Below are 15,740 nucleotides of genomic sequence, written 5' to 3' on the forward strand. Positions count from 1 at the left end.
CGAGGAGTCGGATTGGCGGGTGCGCCCACGGAACCTCCGGGTCGGTGACGGTGCGGTCGGTGCAACGGTGCGTTGGGTCTAACAGTATCGTTGAGCCCGCGCGCGCCCGCTCGAGCACGTCGGACGCCGAATCAATCACGATCAAGACTGCCAGGAGGAACCGTGGAATTCGATGTGACCATCGAGATCCCCAAGGGTGGCCGCAACAAGTACGAGGTCGACCACGAGACCGGCAAGGTCTACCTCGACCGGTACCTGTACACCTCGATGGGCTACCCCGCCGACTACGGGTACATCGACAACACCCTCGGCGAGGACGGTGACCCGCTCGACGCGATGGTGCTGCTCCCCGAGTCCGTGTTCCCCGGCATCATCGTGCGGGCGCGCATCGTCGGCATGTACACGATGACCGACGAGGCCGGCGGCGACGACAAGCTGCTGTGCGTCCCTGCGGGCGACGTCCGCTGGGATCACATCCAGGACATCAACGACGTCTCCGAGTACGAGCTCGGCCCGATCTCCCACTTCTTCGAGCACTACAAGGACCTCGAACCCGGCAAAGAGGTTCAGCCGGGCGGCTGGGTCGGCAGGGCCGAGGCCGAGAAGGTTGCCCAAGAGGCCATCGACCGTCTCGCCGAGCACGCCGAGCAGGCCAACGAGCCGTCGCGCGGCTGAGCGTCTCGACCTACCCCGCGGCGGGCGCCGATTCCGGTCGTCCGATCGGCTTCCCCGATCGCAGCGGTAGCTCGCGCCAGGTGATGGTGCCGATGACAGCCAGGATCGACATGATCGAGACGGCCAGGAACACCGTGTCCATCGAATCGGCGAAGCCGCGTTTGATCGGGTCGCCGAGTTCGGGTGGCAGTTTCTCGATCACCGACGTGTCCGACATGACGCTCTCCGACGACGATGACGCACCAGGATTCTCCGACGCAGCGATCAACGACTTCGCGAACCCGCTGACCTGCGGGTCGTCGCTCTCAGCGGCTTCGACGACGGCCGCCCGGTACTCGGGAGTCTGTGCGGCGGTGACCATTTCGTCCTTGATGTTGGGCCCCATGAGGGAGAACAGCATCGAGAAGAACACCGCGACGCCGAGCGTGCCGCCGATCTGACGGAAGAAGGTTGCCGTCCCGGTGGCCATGCCCATGTCCTTGGGCGCCAAGATGTTCTGCATGGCCAGCATGATGGGTTGCATCATGTTGCCCAGCCCGAACCCGAGGCCAAAGGCATAGGCCATCACGATCGCGATCGGGGTGTCGACGCCGACGGTGTGCAGCAGGAACGTCATCACGGTGATCATGATCGAACCGATGATCGGGAAGATCTTGTAACGGCCTGTCCGCGAGATCAATTGGCCGGAGATGATCGAGCCGGTCATCAGGCCGAGCACCATCGGCAGCATCTGCAGTCCGGCCACCATCGGGCTCGATCCGCGCAGGACCTGGAAGTACTGCGGCAGCATGGAGATACCGCCGAACATCACCGCGCCGACCACCACCGAGATCATGACGCCTTGGGTGAACACCCGATTGTTGAACACGCGCAACGGAATCAGCGCGTCGTCGCCCATGGTGTGTTCGATCCAGATGAACGCCGCGACGCCGGCCGCTCCGATGCCGTAGCAGAGGAACGCCAGGCCCGACGTCCAACCCCACTCACGACCCTGTTCGGCGACGATGAGCAGCGGTGCGACGGCGACCGCGAGCGCTGTTGCGCCCCAATAGTCGGTGCGCCCACCGGTGCCCTTCTGCTGGTCGTAGTTGAGCACCTTGTAGACCACACCGAGCGCGATGATGCCGATCGGCACGTTGACCAGGAACACCCAACGCCAGCCGGATACCCACAGGATCTCCGACTGACCGGCGAAGAACCCGCCGAGCACCGGACCCAGCACGCTCGACGTGCCGAACACGGCGAGGAAGTAGCCCTGGTACTTGGCCCGTTCGCGCGGCGGCACGATGTCGCCGATCGTGGTGAGCGCCAACGTGAACAGGCCGCCCGCACCCAGACCTTGCAGGGCCCGGAAGGCCGCCAGCTCGTACATCGACGTGGCCATGCTGCACAACAGCGATCCGACGATGAAGATCGAGATGGCAAGCAGGAAGAAGGGTTTGCGCCCGTACAGGTCCGAGAGCTTGCCGTAGAGCGGCGTCACGATGGTCGAGGTGACCAGGTAGGCGGTGGTCACCCAGGCCTGCAGGTCGTAGCCCTGGAGATCGTCGGCGATGGTGCGGATGGCCGTCGACACGATCGTCTGGTCGAGCGCGGCGAGGAACATGCCCATCATGAGCCCGGCGAGGATCGTCAGGATCTGGCGGTGCGTCAGTCCGACTCCGGCCGTCTCGGTTTGCTCGCTCATCGGCGTCCTTCCGTGCAGTCCTGTGCGGGGGCGATCGCCTTCTCCGCGGCATCCACAAACCGGCCGAGCAGGCTCACCAGGGTCCGCAGTTCGTCGTTGGTCCAGTCGCCCATGGCGTTGTTCATCGCATCGCGCCGCATCGTCCGCATCAGGTCCACGCGGTCGCGTCCGGCGTCGGTGATGACCAGGAGCGTGGCGCGGCCGTCGTCGGGGTCGGCCTCACGGCGGATCAATCCCTGATCGACGAGTTGCGCGACGTATCGGCTGACGGTCGACGGATCGGCGCGCAGGGATTCCGCGACCTCCCGCGACCGCATCGACTGCCTCGCCAGATGGAACAGGGCCTTGTACGCAGCTGTCTCGAACTCCCCGTCGGGCGTGCGGAACGTGGTGTGCACGGCTCGGTCGCGGATACGCAGATAGCGGGCGAGGGTGTCGAAGAGTTCGTCGATGGGAGCGTCGTCGAGCATCTCGGCCTCCTCGAATCATTATCGGATGCAACTAGTTTCTGACCGCAATTAGTTGCGCGTGGCAAGTATGCGCTCGGGAGGCAGCCCAGGCAAATGCCTCTATAAGATCGGAACCCGTGACCCCTCAGCCGCCGCCGATTCCGTCAGGTTCCCGCCCACATTTCACGTCGATGCCCGACCTGGCACTTCGAGACCTGGGCGGCGCGGTGGTCTGGACCAACGACGACCTGTTCGCCGAGAGCCAGAACCTCATCAAGACACCGCCTGCGCAGTACCAACCGGCGACCTTTGGCCACAAAGGACAGGTCTACGACGGCTGGGAGACACGTCGTCGGCGTCGTACCGGCGTCGACCAGGCGATCGTCCGGCTCGGGGCGCCCGGCGTGGTGTACGGCGTGGTCGTCGACACCTCGTGGTTCAAGGGCAACTATCCGCCGTTCATCTCCGTCGAGGCGGCCGCGGTCGAGGGCGTGGTGTCGGCGGAGCAACTGGTCGAGGACACCGAGTGGGTGACCATCGTCGAGAAGCAGGCGGTCGACGGTGACACGCGCAACCCGTTCAAGGTCGACGCCACCAATCGCTTCACCCACGTCCGGCTCACCATGCATCCCGACGGCGGTGTCGCACGTTTCCGAGTGCACGGTCGGGGTGTGCCCGACCCACACTTCTTCCGTTATGGACACTTCGATCTGGCCGCGCTGGAGAACGGTGGCCTGATCACGGCCTGCTCCAACATGTTCTACAGCTCCCCCAACAACCTCCTGATGCCCGGCCGGGCGCGGCACATGGGTGAGGGCTGGGAGACCTCTCGTCGACGCGACGAGGGCAACGACTGGGTGCAGGTGCGCCTGGCCGGGCAGGGACTGGTGAGTCTCGTCGAACTCGACACCAGCTACTTCCTCGGCAACGCGCCGGGGTCGGCGATGGTGCGCGGACGCGACGGCGACGGCGAATGGTTCGAGGTGCTGCCCCGCACCGAACTCCAGCCCGACACCCGGCACCGCTTCGTCCTCGACCTCGACCGCCCCATGACCGAGGCCCGCATGGACATCTACCCCGACGGCGGGATGGCCCGGTTCAAGCTCTACGGCACGCTCACCGACGAATCGCAGGCACGGCTCATCGAACAATGGGAACGTGGCGAGGCCTGAGCACCGAGAGCTCCGTCTCCCCGTCGGAAATCTGTACGCGGGAGGCGCGTCAGCTGCACAGTGCACGTGGTGGCGCTCCCAGGTACAGATTGCCTACAGCGGAACCCCTCAGGCGACCCGACGACGCTCCTCGGCGAAGTACGGCAACACCTGTTCGCGGACGCGGCGCGCCGTGGCCGACCCGTCGATCGGCACCAGGATCACCGCGTCGGCGACCTCGGCGGCGTAGATGTCGCGGATCAGTGTGGTCAGTCCGTGTGCGGTGCCCACGTAGCGGATTGTCTCCGACGCCGACTCGTCACGCGTGGCGTCGGCGTGTGCGACCGCGGCCCGCGCGGACGCAGGCGTCGGGGCTATGGCCACCTCGACCTCCAGTGCCACAGCGAAGTTCGCGGGATCGTGGGTCCCGGATCGCAGCAGCGAACGCGCACGCTGGGCCTCCCGTAACAACTCTCGCCGCACGACGATCGGCAGCGACTGGGCCACGTCGTCGCCCGCGACGGCGACTCGCAACGCCGGACGACCGATGCTGACAGTGGACCGGGCGGGCGTGGTGATGGTCATTTCCGTTGTCCCCCTGTGAATTCGGTGAGTGCGTCGAGCAGTCGATCGATGTCTTCGGTGGTGGTCCCCAAGCCGAAGCTCGCGCGAACAGCACCCTCGGGATGACCCAAGCGCTTCAGAAGCGGATGGGCACAGAACTTTCCGTCGCGCACACCGATGCCGTGGTGGTCGCTCAGGTATTCGGCGACGACGCGCGGCGGCACCCCGTCGACGACGAAACCCGCGATGCCGACCCGATTGCGCGAATCGTCGAAGATGCGCAAAGGCGTGACGCCGTCGATGGCGGCCAGGCCGTCATCGAGTCGGGCCCGGAGCGTCTCGTCGTGCAGGCCTATCGTTTCGGGGCCGAGTTCGGTCAAAGCGTCACACGCTGCCGCGATCGCGATGGCGCCCAGCACATTCGGTGATCCCGCCTCGTGGCGGGCCGGGCCGGTGTGCCACGTTGCGGTGACGCCACCCGCGGAGACGTCGCGGGTGGCACCACCGCCGGCGAGATACGGCGTTGCCGCGTCGAACCAGTCCGGGCGCCCGATGAGCACACCCGCACCGAACGGCGCGTAGGTCTTGTGTCCGGAGAAGACTAGATAGTCGATGCCGTGGCTGACGATCGAGATCGGCTGGTGCGCAACCAGTTGCGCGGCGTCGACCAGGATCCGCGCGCCGTGACGATGGGCGATCGACGCGAGGCGTCCAATCGGCAGCACCTCTCCGGTCACATTCGACGCGGCCGTGACGGCAAGCAGTGCAGCGGGTTTCGACGCCAATTCGGCCTCGAGCGCTATCAGCGTGTCGGCGATGGTGTCGCACGCCTCGACCACCCGACCCCGCACACGAGTGGCCGGATCGAGCGGCGTGGTCCACGGCAGCAGGTTCGCGTGGTGCTCGATGTCGAGGACCACCACGTCGCCCGGGGTGATATGCGCGGCCAGGTTGATGGCGTCGGTGGTGTTGCGGGTGAACACGACGGTGTCGTCGGTGCGGCCCCGCAGGAATCGGCGCACGGTCTCGCGCGACTCCTCGTAGCGGGTGGTGCTGAGCTGCGACAGGTAGCCGGCACCGCGGTGGACGCTGGCGTACTCAGACAGCGAGCGCGTCACGGCGTCGGCGACCGAGGTCAGCGCGGGTGCACTCGCGGCGTAGTCGAGGTTCGCGTAGCGAATGCTCTCGCCGGTGATCAGGGGCACGCACGTGTCGGCGCCGACGACGGGTGCCGCGGCAGCGACGTCGAAGCGTGTCTCGCGAGCGACAGGAAGGACAGCAGTCATGGCAAATACTCCTAGGAATCCGTGCTTGCCGCGTTCACGTCGAAAACGGCCAGGTCGTCACCCGGAGCACCCCACCAACGGAGGAGGGTTGCCGACCAGCGAGCCGGGGCTTGTCACTGGCACTCATGACCTGCACCAAGAGTGACCGACGAGGCCCAGGGGTGTCAATTTTCACTCAGCGTGAGCGGAAATAGGGGTGCACTCACTCGGTAGCGTGAGGGAGTGCAGCCGACCGACCCGACCGTGTTCGTCCTCTCCCGACCCCGTGGCACCGTGCGCGCCCACGGCGTAGCGCGGCGATTCACCGAGGTCGACGCCGCGTCGGCCGCATTGCGATCGGGCCAGATCAGGTCGCTGACCGGGGCCATCGGTTTCGACCCACACGACGCAGTAGCCCTCGTCGCACCGAACCGGCTCGACTTCGACGACGCACCGCTGGGCGGTCGACCCGCGACGCCACGGACCGTGGTCGCCCAGAGTTTTCACCCGGACGCCGCCGAACACCGCGACCGGGTCGCGAACGCGATCAAGAGCATCGTCGCCGGCGAGGTCGACAAGGTGGTGTTGGCCCGACGAGTCGACCTCGAGGTCGATCCGCCGGTAGACCCTGGCGAGCTGGTCGAGGTGTTCGCGGGCGGCAATGCCGGGCACAACGCATTCGCCGTCGACCTCGGCACCGGCGCATGGTTGCTCGGCGCAAGCCCAGAGATGTTGTTGCGCAAGCACGGTCGCGAGGTCACGTGTCATCCGTATGCCGGGTCGGCGCCGCGGTCGGACGACCCGACCGCAGACGCCGCCGCCGCCGAGCGACTCGCCGCGTCTGCCAAGGACCGCGCCGAGCACGCCTTCGTCGTCGACCACATCCGCGAACGACTGGCCCAGCTCTGCGACCACGTCGACGCACCGCCGGAACCCGAGATCAGTTCTACCGGGGAATTGTGGCATCTGGCCACGCCGATCCGTGCGACACTGCGTGACCCGGCGACCACCGCCCTCGACCTCGCGCTACTCCTCGGCCCGACACCAGCGGTGTGCGGCACACCGAGTGATGTTGCGGCAGAGATGATTCGGGAGATCGAAGGTGATCGAGGCTTCTACGCCGGCGCGCTCGGCTGGTGCGACGCGCACGGCGACGGCGAGTGGATGGTCACCATCCGGTGCCTCGAACTGGCCGCCGACCACCGGCACCTTCGCACCTGGGCGGGTGGCGGCATCGTCGCCGACTCCGACCCGCAGGCCGAACTGGACGAGACGGCCGTCAAACTGCGCACCGTTCTGAACGCGCTCGGTGTCGGTGACTACGGCTGATCGCGCCACAGGCTTGGCCCTCTGAAATCCGCCCACCGAAACCTGCACCGGAAATCCGCCCGAGGCAGACGACCCGTTGACATATCGTCGACGACACCGTTCGCCAGGGCGGAAATGCGGGGCGGTATTCAGGAGCAGGCCGGGCGGACCGCGTCAGCCCAACGCGCGGTCGAGGTCTTCGATGAGATCGTCGGTGCCCTCTAGCCCGACCGACAGTCGCACCACCGAGTCGCCGAGTCCGATCGCCGCACGCCCTTCCGGTCCCATCGCACGATGAGTGGTGGTTGCCGGGTGCGTGATCAGCGACTTCGAGTCTCCGAGGTTGTTGGAGATGTCGATGATGTGCAGGCCGTTGAGCACCTCGAATGCGCGCTTCTTGCCGTCGACGCCGGAGCGGTCGTTGAGCTCGAAGGTCACCACGGTGCCACCGCCACCCATTTGCGACTTCGCGAGGTCGTACTGCGGATGTGATTGCAGGAACGGGTATTTCACCCACCGGACGCGGGTGTCGCGCTCCAGGAATTCGGCGACCCGCAGCGCCGAAGCGACCGACGCGTCGAGGCGCAGCTGCATGGTCTCAAGTCCCTTGACCAGGGTCCACGCGTTGAACGGGCTCATGGCCGGGCCGGTGTGACGCATCAGCGTCTGCACGGGTCCGTCGATGTACTCCTTGGTGCCGAGGACCGCGCCGCCCATCACGCGGCCTTGGCCATCGATGTGCTTGGTCGCGGAGTAGACGATGACGTCGGCCCCGAGATCCAGGCCGCGCTGAAGGAGCGGTGTGGCGAAGACGTTGTCCAGCACCACCTTTGCGCCGGCCGCATGCGCCATCTCCGACACCTTCTCCACGTCGACGAGCACCTGCATCGGGTTCGACGGGGTCTCGAAGAACACCGCGTCGGTCGGTACCGACAGCGCCTGCTCCCACTGGTCGAGGTCCTCGCCGTCGACGAAGACCGTCTCGATACCCCACCGCGGCAGGATCTCGTTGCAGACCACGAAGCACGACCCGAACAGACTGCGGGCCGCCACCAGTCGGTCACCGGTCTTCAGCAGCGCACCCAGCGCGACGAACACCGCGGCCATGCCGCTGGCCGTCGCGAAACACGCCTCGGCGCCGTCGAGCAGACGCAGCCGCTCCTGGAACATCGCGACCGTCGGATTTCCGTAGCGCGAGTAGACAAATCGCTCGTCCTCACCGGTGAACGCCCGCTCGGCCGCCTCCGCCGAGTCGTAGACGTAGCCGCTGGTGAGGTACATCGCCTCCGAGGTCTCGAAGAACCCCGACCGCGCCAGACCACCCCGAACCGCGACGGTCTGCGGCGACACCCCATCAGGTAGCTCGAAAAACTCACTCACGACTGCCTCCGGTCCCTATGGTCGGCCAGCTCACTCACGACTGCCTCCACGGAAGATTCTGGGCGCGCCAACCGACCTGCCCCCGATGATCGTTCTCGTCCAACGCACCCTCGAATCCGTCGAGCACGTTGTAGGCGAGCGCCACCCCGTCGGCGGTCGCGGCCTCCGCGGCGCCGATCGATCGATGACCCGACCGGCACAGGAAGATGACCTCGTGGTCGTCGGCGATGCCGGCATCGCGCAGTTCGGCGACGAACGATTCGTTGTGCGCGCCGTTCGGAAAGGTGTTCCATTCGACGAAAATGGTTCGCTTGCCCAGGATTTCGAGGTCGGGCACACCGACGAAGGACCACTCGGCCTGAGTTCGACAGTCCACCAGCACGGCCTTGGGATTGTTCTCCAACTTCTCCCAGGCCTGCTGCGGGGTCAGGTCTCCTGCATAGGTCACGAGCTGCACACCTTCCACTCGCCGTTCTCGCGCACCACGATCGTCGGCGTCGTGGTCACCTTGTCGGATGAGTCCTTGCGATGCCAATGTACTTGCGCGGTGGCACGGTCACCTTCGACCGTCAGGTCGGTGATCTCCGGGATCTGGATCGGGTTGTCCTTGAGGTCCTGATTCTGTGCGACGAACGCCTGCTCGGTGATGAACTCCGGCGACGCGAGGTCAGCCGCGCACGTGTGCTCCCGATACGCCGCGTAGTTCGCGCCGTTGCGTGCGGTGTAGAAATCGTTGATCGCGTACTGCACCTGGGCCGTCTCACTGGCCCGGTCCTCCGCAGGTCGGAACAGATACGACAACGCGACCCCACCGACGAGCAGGACCACCGCGCCGAGCGCGACGAAGAACGGCCACGCATTCCGCCAGGACTTCGGGGCCGGCTCCTCCTCGATCGGCTCGGGCTTCACCTGCTTTGACACGCGGCAATCCTATCGACACCACATCTGTGTCCGATCGCACGGTCATCGGGCGCCGATCGTCGGCTTGGAAGTGAGGTGACCCTCACAGAGATTTTGGGGTGTGACGTCCCAGCGCCTACCGTAGAAGGGATAACCACAGCCGGACACGTTCGCACCGGCCACCACCGACAACGAGGAACGCCTCCGAGATGACCGACCAGAGCCGACCACTACGGGTCGCCATTGTTGGCGCAGGGCCCGCCGGGATCTACGCTGCCGACGCCCTGATGAAGTCCGACACCGCCAAGGAACGCGGCGTCAGCATCGACCTGTATGAGCGCATGCCGGCACCGTTCGGCCTGATCCGGTACGGCGTCGCGCCCGACCACCCCCGCATCAAGGGCATCATCACCGCACTACACAAGGTCCTCGACAAGCCGCAGGTCCGCCTGCTCGGCAACATCGACTACGGCACCGACATCACGCTCGACGAGCTTCGCGACCACTACGACGCGATGATCTTCTCGACCGGTGCCACCGACGACCGCGCCCTCGACATCCCCGGCATCGACCTCGACGGCAGCTACGGCGCCGCACAGTTCGTGGCCTGGTACGACGGTCACCCCGACTTCCCGCGCACCTGGCCGCTGGATCAGGAGAAGGTCGCCGTCATCGGCGTCGGCAACGTCGCCCTCGACGTCGCACGCGTGCTGGCCAAGACCGGTGACGAGCTACTGCCGACGGAGATCCCGGCCAACGTCTACGAGGGCCTCAAGGCCAACAAGGCCATCGAGGTGCACGTGTTCGGCCGACGCGGACCTGCGCAGGCCAAGTTCACCCCGCTCGAACTCAAGGAACTCGACCACTCGCCCAACATCGAGGTCGTCGTCAGCCCCGAGGACATCGAGTACGACGAGGGTTCTGCCGTCGCACGCCGTGGTTCGAAGATCACCGACCAGGTCGCCACGATCATCGAGAACTACGCGATCCGCGACCCCAAGCAGGGCGCCATCCACAAGCTGTTCCTGCACTTCTTCGAGAATCCCGTCGAGATCCTCGGCGAGGACGGCAAGGTCGTCGGCCTGCGCACCGAGCGCACCCAGCTCGACGGCACCGGCAACGTCAAGCCGACCGGCAAGATGACCGACTGGGACCTCGGCGCGGTCTACCGGGCCGTCGGCTACCTGTCGGACAACCTGCCGCAGATCCCGTTCGACACGCAGGCCGGCGTCATCCCCAACGAGGCCGGACGCGTCTTCGACGAGGGTGCTCAGCTCACCGGCATCTACACCACCGGCTGGGTCAAGCGCGGTCCGGTGGGCCTCATCGGCCACACCAAGGGCGACGCGAACGAGACCGTCGACTGCATCCTCGAAGACATGACCAACGACGCCTTGCTCAACCCGGCCAACCCTTCCGAGGACGCCGTCATCAAGCTGCTCGAGTCCAAGAGCATCCCGTTCACCACCTGGGACGGCTGGTACCGCCTCGACGAGCACGAGCGCGCACTGGGTGCGGCCGAAGGACGCGAACGCGTCAAGGTCGTCGAGCGTGAGGACATGCTTGCCGCATCGGAGCCCGACAAGGTGTCGCGGCCCACGGCCTAGCAAAGCGCAAAAGAGCGGCGACCGGGAATCCATCGGTCGCCGCTCTTTTCTGTTGCGTCGGCGGGTGTTTCGGGTGCGTCCTGCCCGTCACCTCACCAGGCGCATGGCCTGTTCTCGAACTGTCAGATCGTTCGGTCGTTTCGCCAGTACCCGAAGTTGTTGGCCAGGTTCTCGGCCTCCGCGCCGATCGTGTACCCGGAGATCGAGCTCGGGAAGCAACCGGTCCAGCGGGTCTCGATGGGTCGAATCCAGCGGTTGTCCTTCTTGCTCCACTTGGACATCGTCTGTCCGGGCTTGAGCTCCTTGATGTAGACGGATTTGCCGTTGATCTCGTGGAGATTGACGTTGTGCATGGTGCTGCCGCCGATGTTGCGGACGGTCATCCAGCGGTACATGTACCACGCCTTGTTCCACGGCTGCCCCCACTGGCCGAAGTGGCATTCGACGCTGCCGGTGATCTGCAGATCGCCCGGCGTCGCTGCCTGCGATGCCCCCGTGCCTGCGAGAGTCCCGGCCGCCACACCCGCGGCGACCATCGCCGCAGTGGTTGCTCGTTTGAGAGTGGTTCTCATCGACTACCTTCCTCGTTCGGCGACCGTCCTCCTCGGTCGCGGTGTACCCGGACTATCGACCAACACTGGGCGAATCGTTACTCACACCTCAGCCAAATCCCAGTCTTCTGTGACGTTTGTTACGCAAGTGAAATTTGTTCGTTCTCGGTTGCATACGCGGATTTCGACGGTTGGTAAGGTGACCCTTCGTGCGCCGAATTGCGGGAATTCCCCTGCTCATGGCCGTATTGGCGGCGCTGCTGTTTTTGTCGGTCGCCGTTGGGACGCGCGTCACACCGATCGGATCGGTGTGGGACAGCTTTTCTGCCGGTGGTGCGCAGATCTGGGACGCCGTGACGCACTTCCGCATGCCTGCGATCGAGCGCAACGACGACCTCGACGACATCGTCTGGGACCTCCGGATTCCGCGCACCCTGCTCGGGCTCGTCGTCGGCCTCGCGATCGGAGCCGCTGGGGCCATCACCCAGGGGCACACGCGCAACCCGATCGCCGACCCCGGCATGCTGGGCGTCAACGCGGGTGCCGCATGCGCCGTCGTCGGGGGTATCTACGTGCTGAACATCCAGAGCCCGATCGCGTTCATGATGTTCGGTCTGATCGGCGCGGTGGTGGCGGCCGCCGCGGTGTTCGGTTTGTCGGCACTGTCCGGTGCCAGCCCGTTGACACTGGTGCTGGCCGGCACCGGGCTGACTGCGATGCTGACCGCCATAACGTCGGCGATCGTGCTGGTCGACTCGAATTCGCTTGATGCGTGGCGCTTCTGGAGCGTCGGCGCCACCGCCGGACGCGGCATGGACGTGTTCTGGGCGAGCCTGCCGTTCATCGTGGTCGGGCTCGTCCTGGCGTTGGCCAGCGGGTTCTTCCTCAACGTGCTGAGCCTCGGCGACGACATGACGCGTGCCCTGGGGTCGCGGGTCGCGGTGATCCGGGGCATCGGCATCCTGGCGATCACCCTGCTCATCGGTGCAGCGACGGCAGCGTGTGGGCCGATCGTGTTCCTCGGTCTTGTGACCCCGCACATCGCACGCGTGTTCACCGGATCCGACTACCGCTGGATCATCCCCTACTCCGCGCTCCTCGGCGCGATCCTGCTGCTCGGCTGCGACATCCTCGGCCGCGTCGTGGCGCGGCCCGCAGAAGTGCAGGTGGGCATCATGCTCGCCTTCGTCGGCGCGCCGTTCCTGATGTACATGGTCCGCAAACAGAAGCTGGCGAGCGTATGACGAAACCGGTCCGGCTCGCGGTCACGCTGCCCACGCCGCGTCGCGTCGAGGCGTCGTGGCTGATCCGACCGCGGATGGTGCTGGTCACCACGGTGCTGGCGGCACTCACCCTGCTGTTGTTCCTCACCAGCATCGGCGTCAGCGACTTCCCGCTCACCCCGATCGACGTGGCTCGCATCCTGCTCGGCGGCGGACGTCGCATCGAGAACGTGATCGTCTTCGACGTGACGCTGCCCCGCGCCCTCGTCGCGCTGCTCGTCGGCTTCGGGCTGGGCATGTGCGGCTCACTCACGCAGCTCATCGCGCAGAATCCCCTCGCGACCCCCGACATCCTGGGCATCACCGCAGGGGCGAGCGCGGCAGCCGTGGCGGCGATCGCCTTCTCCACCAGCTGGGGTGCCTGGTTCGCCGATCTCGGCGTCCCGACGTCGGCGCTGATCGGCGCCCTTGCCACGGCGGTCGCGATGTACCTGCTGGCCTGGCCGGGCCGACGGTCGAATCACGGCATCAGCCCGTTCCGGCTCGTGCTCATCGGTGTCGGCATGACGTGGATGCTGCAGGCACTGACCAGCTTCCTGCTCACCCGCGCCGAGATCAACGACGTCGCCAACGCGCAGGTGTGGCTGGTCGGGTCGGTGTCGGGTGCGACGTGGTCGCAGGTGTGGCCGGTCGCCGGCGGCCTGGCGGTCGGCATCGTCATCGTGGCGCTGCTGTCCCGGCAGATCGACGCACTGTCCCTCGGACCCGACCTCGCTCGCGCACTCGGTGTCCGCACCACCGCGATGTCGACGACCATCCTGCTCGTCGCTGTCGGGGTGACCGCGCTGTCGGTGTCGGCGGCGGGCCCGATCGCCTTTGTCGCGCTGCTCGCCCCACAGATCGCGATGCGCCTGACCGGGACCGCGGTCCCCACTCCGCTCGCCTCGGGGCTGCTGGGCTCGGCTCTGGTGCTCGGCGGTGATCTGCTGTGCCGGATCGGCGTACCCGGGCTGGACGGGCTGCCCGTCGGCATCGTCACCGCCGCACTCGGCGGCCCGTTCCTCATCTACCTGATGGTCACCATGTCCCGAAAGGCCACCACATGAGTCGCCTACGCGCCGAACATCTCTCGGTCGGCTACGACGATCGCGTCGTGATCTCCGACCTCGACCTCGCGATCCCCGACCACCAGATCACCACGCTCATCGGCGCCAACGGCTGCGGGAAGTCGACGTTGCTACGCTGCCTGGCCCGCCTCTTGCCGCCACGGGCGGGGACGGTGTACCTCGACGACGTCGACATCAACCGGGTCCGCCCCAAGCAGGTCGCCCGTACGCTGGGCATCCTGCCGCAGAATCCCGTTGCGCCGGAAGGACTCACGGTTGCCGAGCTGGTCCGCCGCGGTCGGCATCCGCATCAGCGCTGGTACTCCCAGGCGTCGTCGGAGGACGAGGCCGCGGTGTCGCAGGCGATGGAACTGACCAACACCACCGACCTCGCCGATCGCACCCTCGACGCGCTCTCGGGCGGTCAGCGCCAACGGGTGTGGATCGCCCTGACTCTGGCCCAGGGCACCGACCTGCTCCTGCTCGACGAACCGACGACCTACCTCGATCTCGCCCATTCGGTGGACATCCTGGATCTCGTCGCGACCTTGAAGGCCGACCACGGCAAGACCGTCGTCATGGTGCTGCACGACCTCAATCTTGCTGCGCGATACTCGGATTCACTGCTGGTCATGAAGGACGGCGCTATCGCCACCCAAGGAACACCCGACGACGTCATCGACGCCGAACTGCTGGACGACGCCTTCGGGCTGCGTGCTCACGTGATGACCGACCCGGTGTCGGGGGGACCGTTGATCGTTCCGCTCAGCAGCCCCACTGCCAACAGTGCGACGGCCAGCAGCGCCACCGGAATGTACAAGGCCCCCAACGCGATCCATCGGTAGGCGAATCCGCCCGCGACCGCCCCGAGTGCCAGCAGGAACCACATCCCGATACTCGCGAGCCAGGCCCGATGGTTGCGCTCGCCAGGTTCGGCGGTCACCGCGTCGGCGAGTTGTCGGGCGGCGCTCACCAGCGTGCCGGTGACGTAGGTGAGGCCGTGCCGCAGGTGGTCGCGCTCGAACACGGTGTTGATCAGCCCCGCGGCCACCGTCACGATCAGCATCGCGGCGGTGCCGGCCCCGAGCTCGGCCACCACGGCCGCCAGCGCGAGTCCCAGCGTGACCAGTCCCAGCATCGGTACCGGTGAGCGTCGCGTCCGCCGGTTGTACACCGACCCACCCAGGACGCCGCAAAAGAACAGCACGATGAGCGTCATGCAGAGGGCGGCCTCGCTCCACAGCCCCCGACTCGGTGCCGCGCCGAGAACCGTGGTGTTGCCCGACATGAACGAGACGAAGTTGCCGTTGAGAAAGACGAATGCGATCGCGTCGACAAAGCCGGCCACCAGCAGGAGCACGCACGCCACCGGACCGGCGAGCGACGCTCTCACCATGTGAATGCGCCGGCGGTCCAGATTCCGGTCGCGATGAGCGCTGCCACCAACTCGATACCGATCGTCACGGCCGCCGCCTTGCTGGCCGCGATGGTCCCCCGCCAGGCCGCCGCGCCATCGCGGGTGCGGATCAGTTCGGTGGCGGCGGCGCCGATGATGAACCCGACGAACAGTCCGACGAGCGGGATCACGAAGAACCCGACGATGGCGGCGAGACCGCCGACGATGACGGTGATGTTGGGGATACCACCCGAGCGCAGAGTGCGACCAGCGAGGAAGTACTTGACGACCTCGCCGACGGCAAGGACCACGGCCACAATCGCGAAGACCGCCCACGCCGCGCCACCGACGATGATCGCCCAGACCAGGATCGCGCCACCGACGAGCAAGGTGCCGGGCAGCACCGGGATCACGATGCCGACCAGTCCGACGAGGATCACCGCAGCGACGATCAACTCTCCGTAAAGGGGCACGTCGG

Annotated in this window: 16 protein-coding genes, 1 pseudogene and 1 riboswitch; of the genes and pseudogenes, 7 read left to right on the forward strand and 10 right to left on the reverse strand. The window is 66.5% G+C overall.

Features of this window, described 5'->3' with window-relative positions; genetic code table 11:
• The first annotated feature begins 162 nt into the window (after positions 1 to 162).
• Positions 163 to 675 (forward strand): inorganic diphosphatase, encoded by a 513-nt coding sequence (locus ACWDTF_RS01595; RefSeq protein ID WP_355278619.1) that lies wholly within the window; start codon positions 163 to 165, stop codon positions 673 to 675.
• Between the two features lie 10 nt (positions 676 to 685).
• Here the strand turns inward: ACWDTF_RS01595 and ACWDTF_RS01600 are convergent, their stop codons facing one another.
• Together ACWDTF_RS01600 and ACWDTF_RS01605 are read right to left on the reverse strand one after the other, a co-directional pair.
• Positions 686 to 2,362, reverse strand: a complete 1,677-nt coding sequence (locus ACWDTF_RS01600; RefSeq protein ID WP_355278617.1) for an MDR family MFS transporter — start codon at positions 2,360 to 2,362, stop codon at positions 686 to 688.
• The gene (locus tag ACWDTF_RS01605; RefSeq protein ID WP_433256359.1) at positions 2,359 to 2,832 is read right to left on the reverse strand and encodes a MarR family transcriptional regulator; all 474 of its coding nucleotides are present in this window, start codon (positions 2,830 to 2,832) and stop codon (positions 2,359 to 2,361) included. Before ACWDTF_RS01605 ends, ACWDTF_RS01600 begins: the two co-directional genes overlap by 4 nt.
• Before the next feature lie 170 nt (positions 2,833 to 3,002).
• On the opposite strand from ACWDTF_RS01605, the gene alc reads away from it, so the two are divergent.
• Positions 3,003 to 3,983 (forward strand): allantoicase, encoded by a 981-nt coding sequence (alc, locus tag ACWDTF_RS01610; protein WP_355278611.1) that lies wholly within the window; start codon positions 3,003 to 3,005, stop codon positions 3,981 to 3,983.
• A gap of 108 nt (positions 3,984 to 4,091) precedes the next feature.
• Here the strand turns inward: alc and ACWDTF_RS01615 are convergent, their stop codons facing one another.
• On the reverse strand, positions 4,092 to 4,547 hold the full coding sequence (locus ACWDTF_RS01615; RefSeq protein WP_355278609.1) for a hypothetical protein: 456 nt from the start codon (positions 4,545 to 4,547) through the stop codon (positions 4,092 to 4,094).
• Entirely contained in the window at positions 4,544 to 5,812 is a 1,269-nt protein-coding gene (locus tag ACWDTF_RS01620) for an aminotransferase class V-fold PLP-dependent enzyme (RefSeq protein ID WP_355278606.1), read from the reverse strand. The genes ACWDTF_RS01615 and ACWDTF_RS01620 overlap by 4 nt, the downstream gene beginning before the upstream one ends.
• A gap of 16 nt (positions 5,813 to 5,828) precedes the next feature.
• Positions 5,829 to 5,943: riboswitch (SAM riboswitch) on the reverse strand.
• Between the two features lie 112 nt (positions 5,944 to 6,055).
• Between ACWDTF_RS01620 and ACWDTF_RS01625 the strand changes: the two genes are divergently transcribed.
• A complete protein-coding gene (locus ACWDTF_RS01625; RefSeq protein ID WP_355278636.1) occupies positions 6,056 to 7,120 on the forward strand; it encodes an isochorismate synthase in 1,065 nt (354 codons plus the stop codon).
• 153 nt (positions 7,121 to 7,273) lie between these two features.
• Here ACWDTF_RS01625 and ACWDTF_RS01630 read toward each other — a convergent pair whose 3' ends face one another.
• From ACWDTF_RS01630 to ACWDTF_RS01640, 3 genes are read right to left on the reverse strand one after another with little or no spacing between them, the layout of a single operon-like run.
• Positions 7,274 to 8,479 carry an O-succinylhomoserine sulfhydrylase gene (locus ACWDTF_RS01630; protein WP_433256363.1) on the reverse strand — a complete coding sequence of 402 codons (1,206 nt, stop codon included), beginning with the start codon at positions 8,477 to 8,479 and terminating at the stop codon, positions 7,274 to 7,276.
• Between the two features lie 34 nt (positions 8,480 to 8,513).
• Complete coding sequence (locus tag ACWDTF_RS01635) at positions 8,514 to 8,927, reverse strand: rhodanese-like domain-containing protein (protein WP_433256365.1); 414 nt, start codon at positions 8,925 to 8,927, stop codon at positions 8,514 to 8,516.
• Entirely contained in the window at positions 8,924 to 9,400 is a 477-nt protein-coding gene (locus ACWDTF_RS01640; protein ID WP_433256367.1) for an Rv0361 family membrane protein, read from the reverse strand. The genes ACWDTF_RS01635 and ACWDTF_RS01640 overlap by 4 nt, the downstream gene beginning before the upstream one ends.
• A 188-nt stretch (positions 9,401 to 9,588) precedes the next feature.
• Between ACWDTF_RS01640 and ACWDTF_RS01645 the strand changes: the two genes are divergently transcribed.
• The gene (locus tag ACWDTF_RS01645; protein WP_355278596.1) at positions 9,589 to 10,986 is read left to right on the forward strand and encodes an FAD-dependent oxidoreductase; all 1,398 of its coding nucleotides are present in this window, start codon (positions 9,589 to 9,591) and stop codon (positions 10,984 to 10,986) included.
• A 122-nt stretch (positions 10,987 to 11,108) separates the two neighbouring features.
• On the opposite strand, the gene ACWDTF_RS01650 is transcribed toward ACWDTF_RS01645, so the two are convergent.
• Positions 11,109 to 11,558 (reverse strand): hypothetical protein, encoded by a 450-nt coding sequence (locus ACWDTF_RS01650; RefSeq protein WP_240859308.1) that lies wholly within the window; start codon positions 11,556 to 11,558, stop codon positions 11,109 to 11,111.
• 218 nt (positions 11,559 to 11,776) lie between these two features.
• On the opposite strand from ACWDTF_RS01650, the gene ACWDTF_RS01655 reads away from it, so the two are divergent.
• The 3 genes from ACWDTF_RS01655 to ACWDTF_RS01665 are packed head-to-tail and all read left to right on the forward strand — an operon-like array spanning position 11,777 to position 14,711.
• A complete protein-coding gene (locus tag ACWDTF_RS01655; protein ID WP_240859482.1) occupies positions 11,777 to 12,781 on the forward strand; it encodes a FecCD family ABC transporter permease in 1,005 nt (334 codons plus the stop codon).
• Entirely contained in the window at positions 12,778 to 13,866 is a 1,089-nt protein-coding gene (locus tag ACWDTF_RS01660; protein ID WP_240859309.1) for a FecCD family ABC transporter permease, read from the forward strand. Before ACWDTF_RS01655 ends, ACWDTF_RS01660 begins: the two co-directional genes overlap by 4 nt.
• The gene (locus ACWDTF_RS01665; RefSeq protein ID WP_240859312.1) at positions 13,863 to 14,711 is read left to right on the forward strand and encodes an ABC transporter ATP-binding protein; all 849 of its coding nucleotides are present in this window, start codon (positions 13,863 to 13,865) and stop codon (positions 14,709 to 14,711) included. The genes ACWDTF_RS01660 and ACWDTF_RS01665 overlap by 4 nt, the downstream gene beginning before the upstream one ends.
• Here the strand turns inward: ACWDTF_RS01665 and ACWDTF_RS01670 are convergent.
• Both ACWDTF_RS01670 and ACWDTF_RS01675 read right to left on the reverse strand, forming a co-directional pair.
• A pseudogene (locus ACWDTF_RS01670) lies at positions 14,708 to 15,262 on the reverse strand (YoaK family protein); the annotation flags it as partial. The gene ACWDTF_RS01665 and the pseudogene ACWDTF_RS01670 sit on opposite strands and share 4 nt — an antisense overlap.
• Positions 15,256 to 15,735, reverse strand: a complete 480-nt coding sequence (locus tag ACWDTF_RS01675) for a DUF456 domain-containing protein (RefSeq protein WP_240859314.1) — start codon at positions 15,733 to 15,735, stop codon at positions 15,256 to 15,258. The pseudogene ACWDTF_RS01670 and the gene ACWDTF_RS01675, both read right to left, overlap by 7 nt.
• Between the last annotated feature and the right edge of the window lie 5 nt (positions 15,736 to 15,740).

It is taken from the genome of Gordonia sp. NPDC003422 (assembly GCF_053588675.1).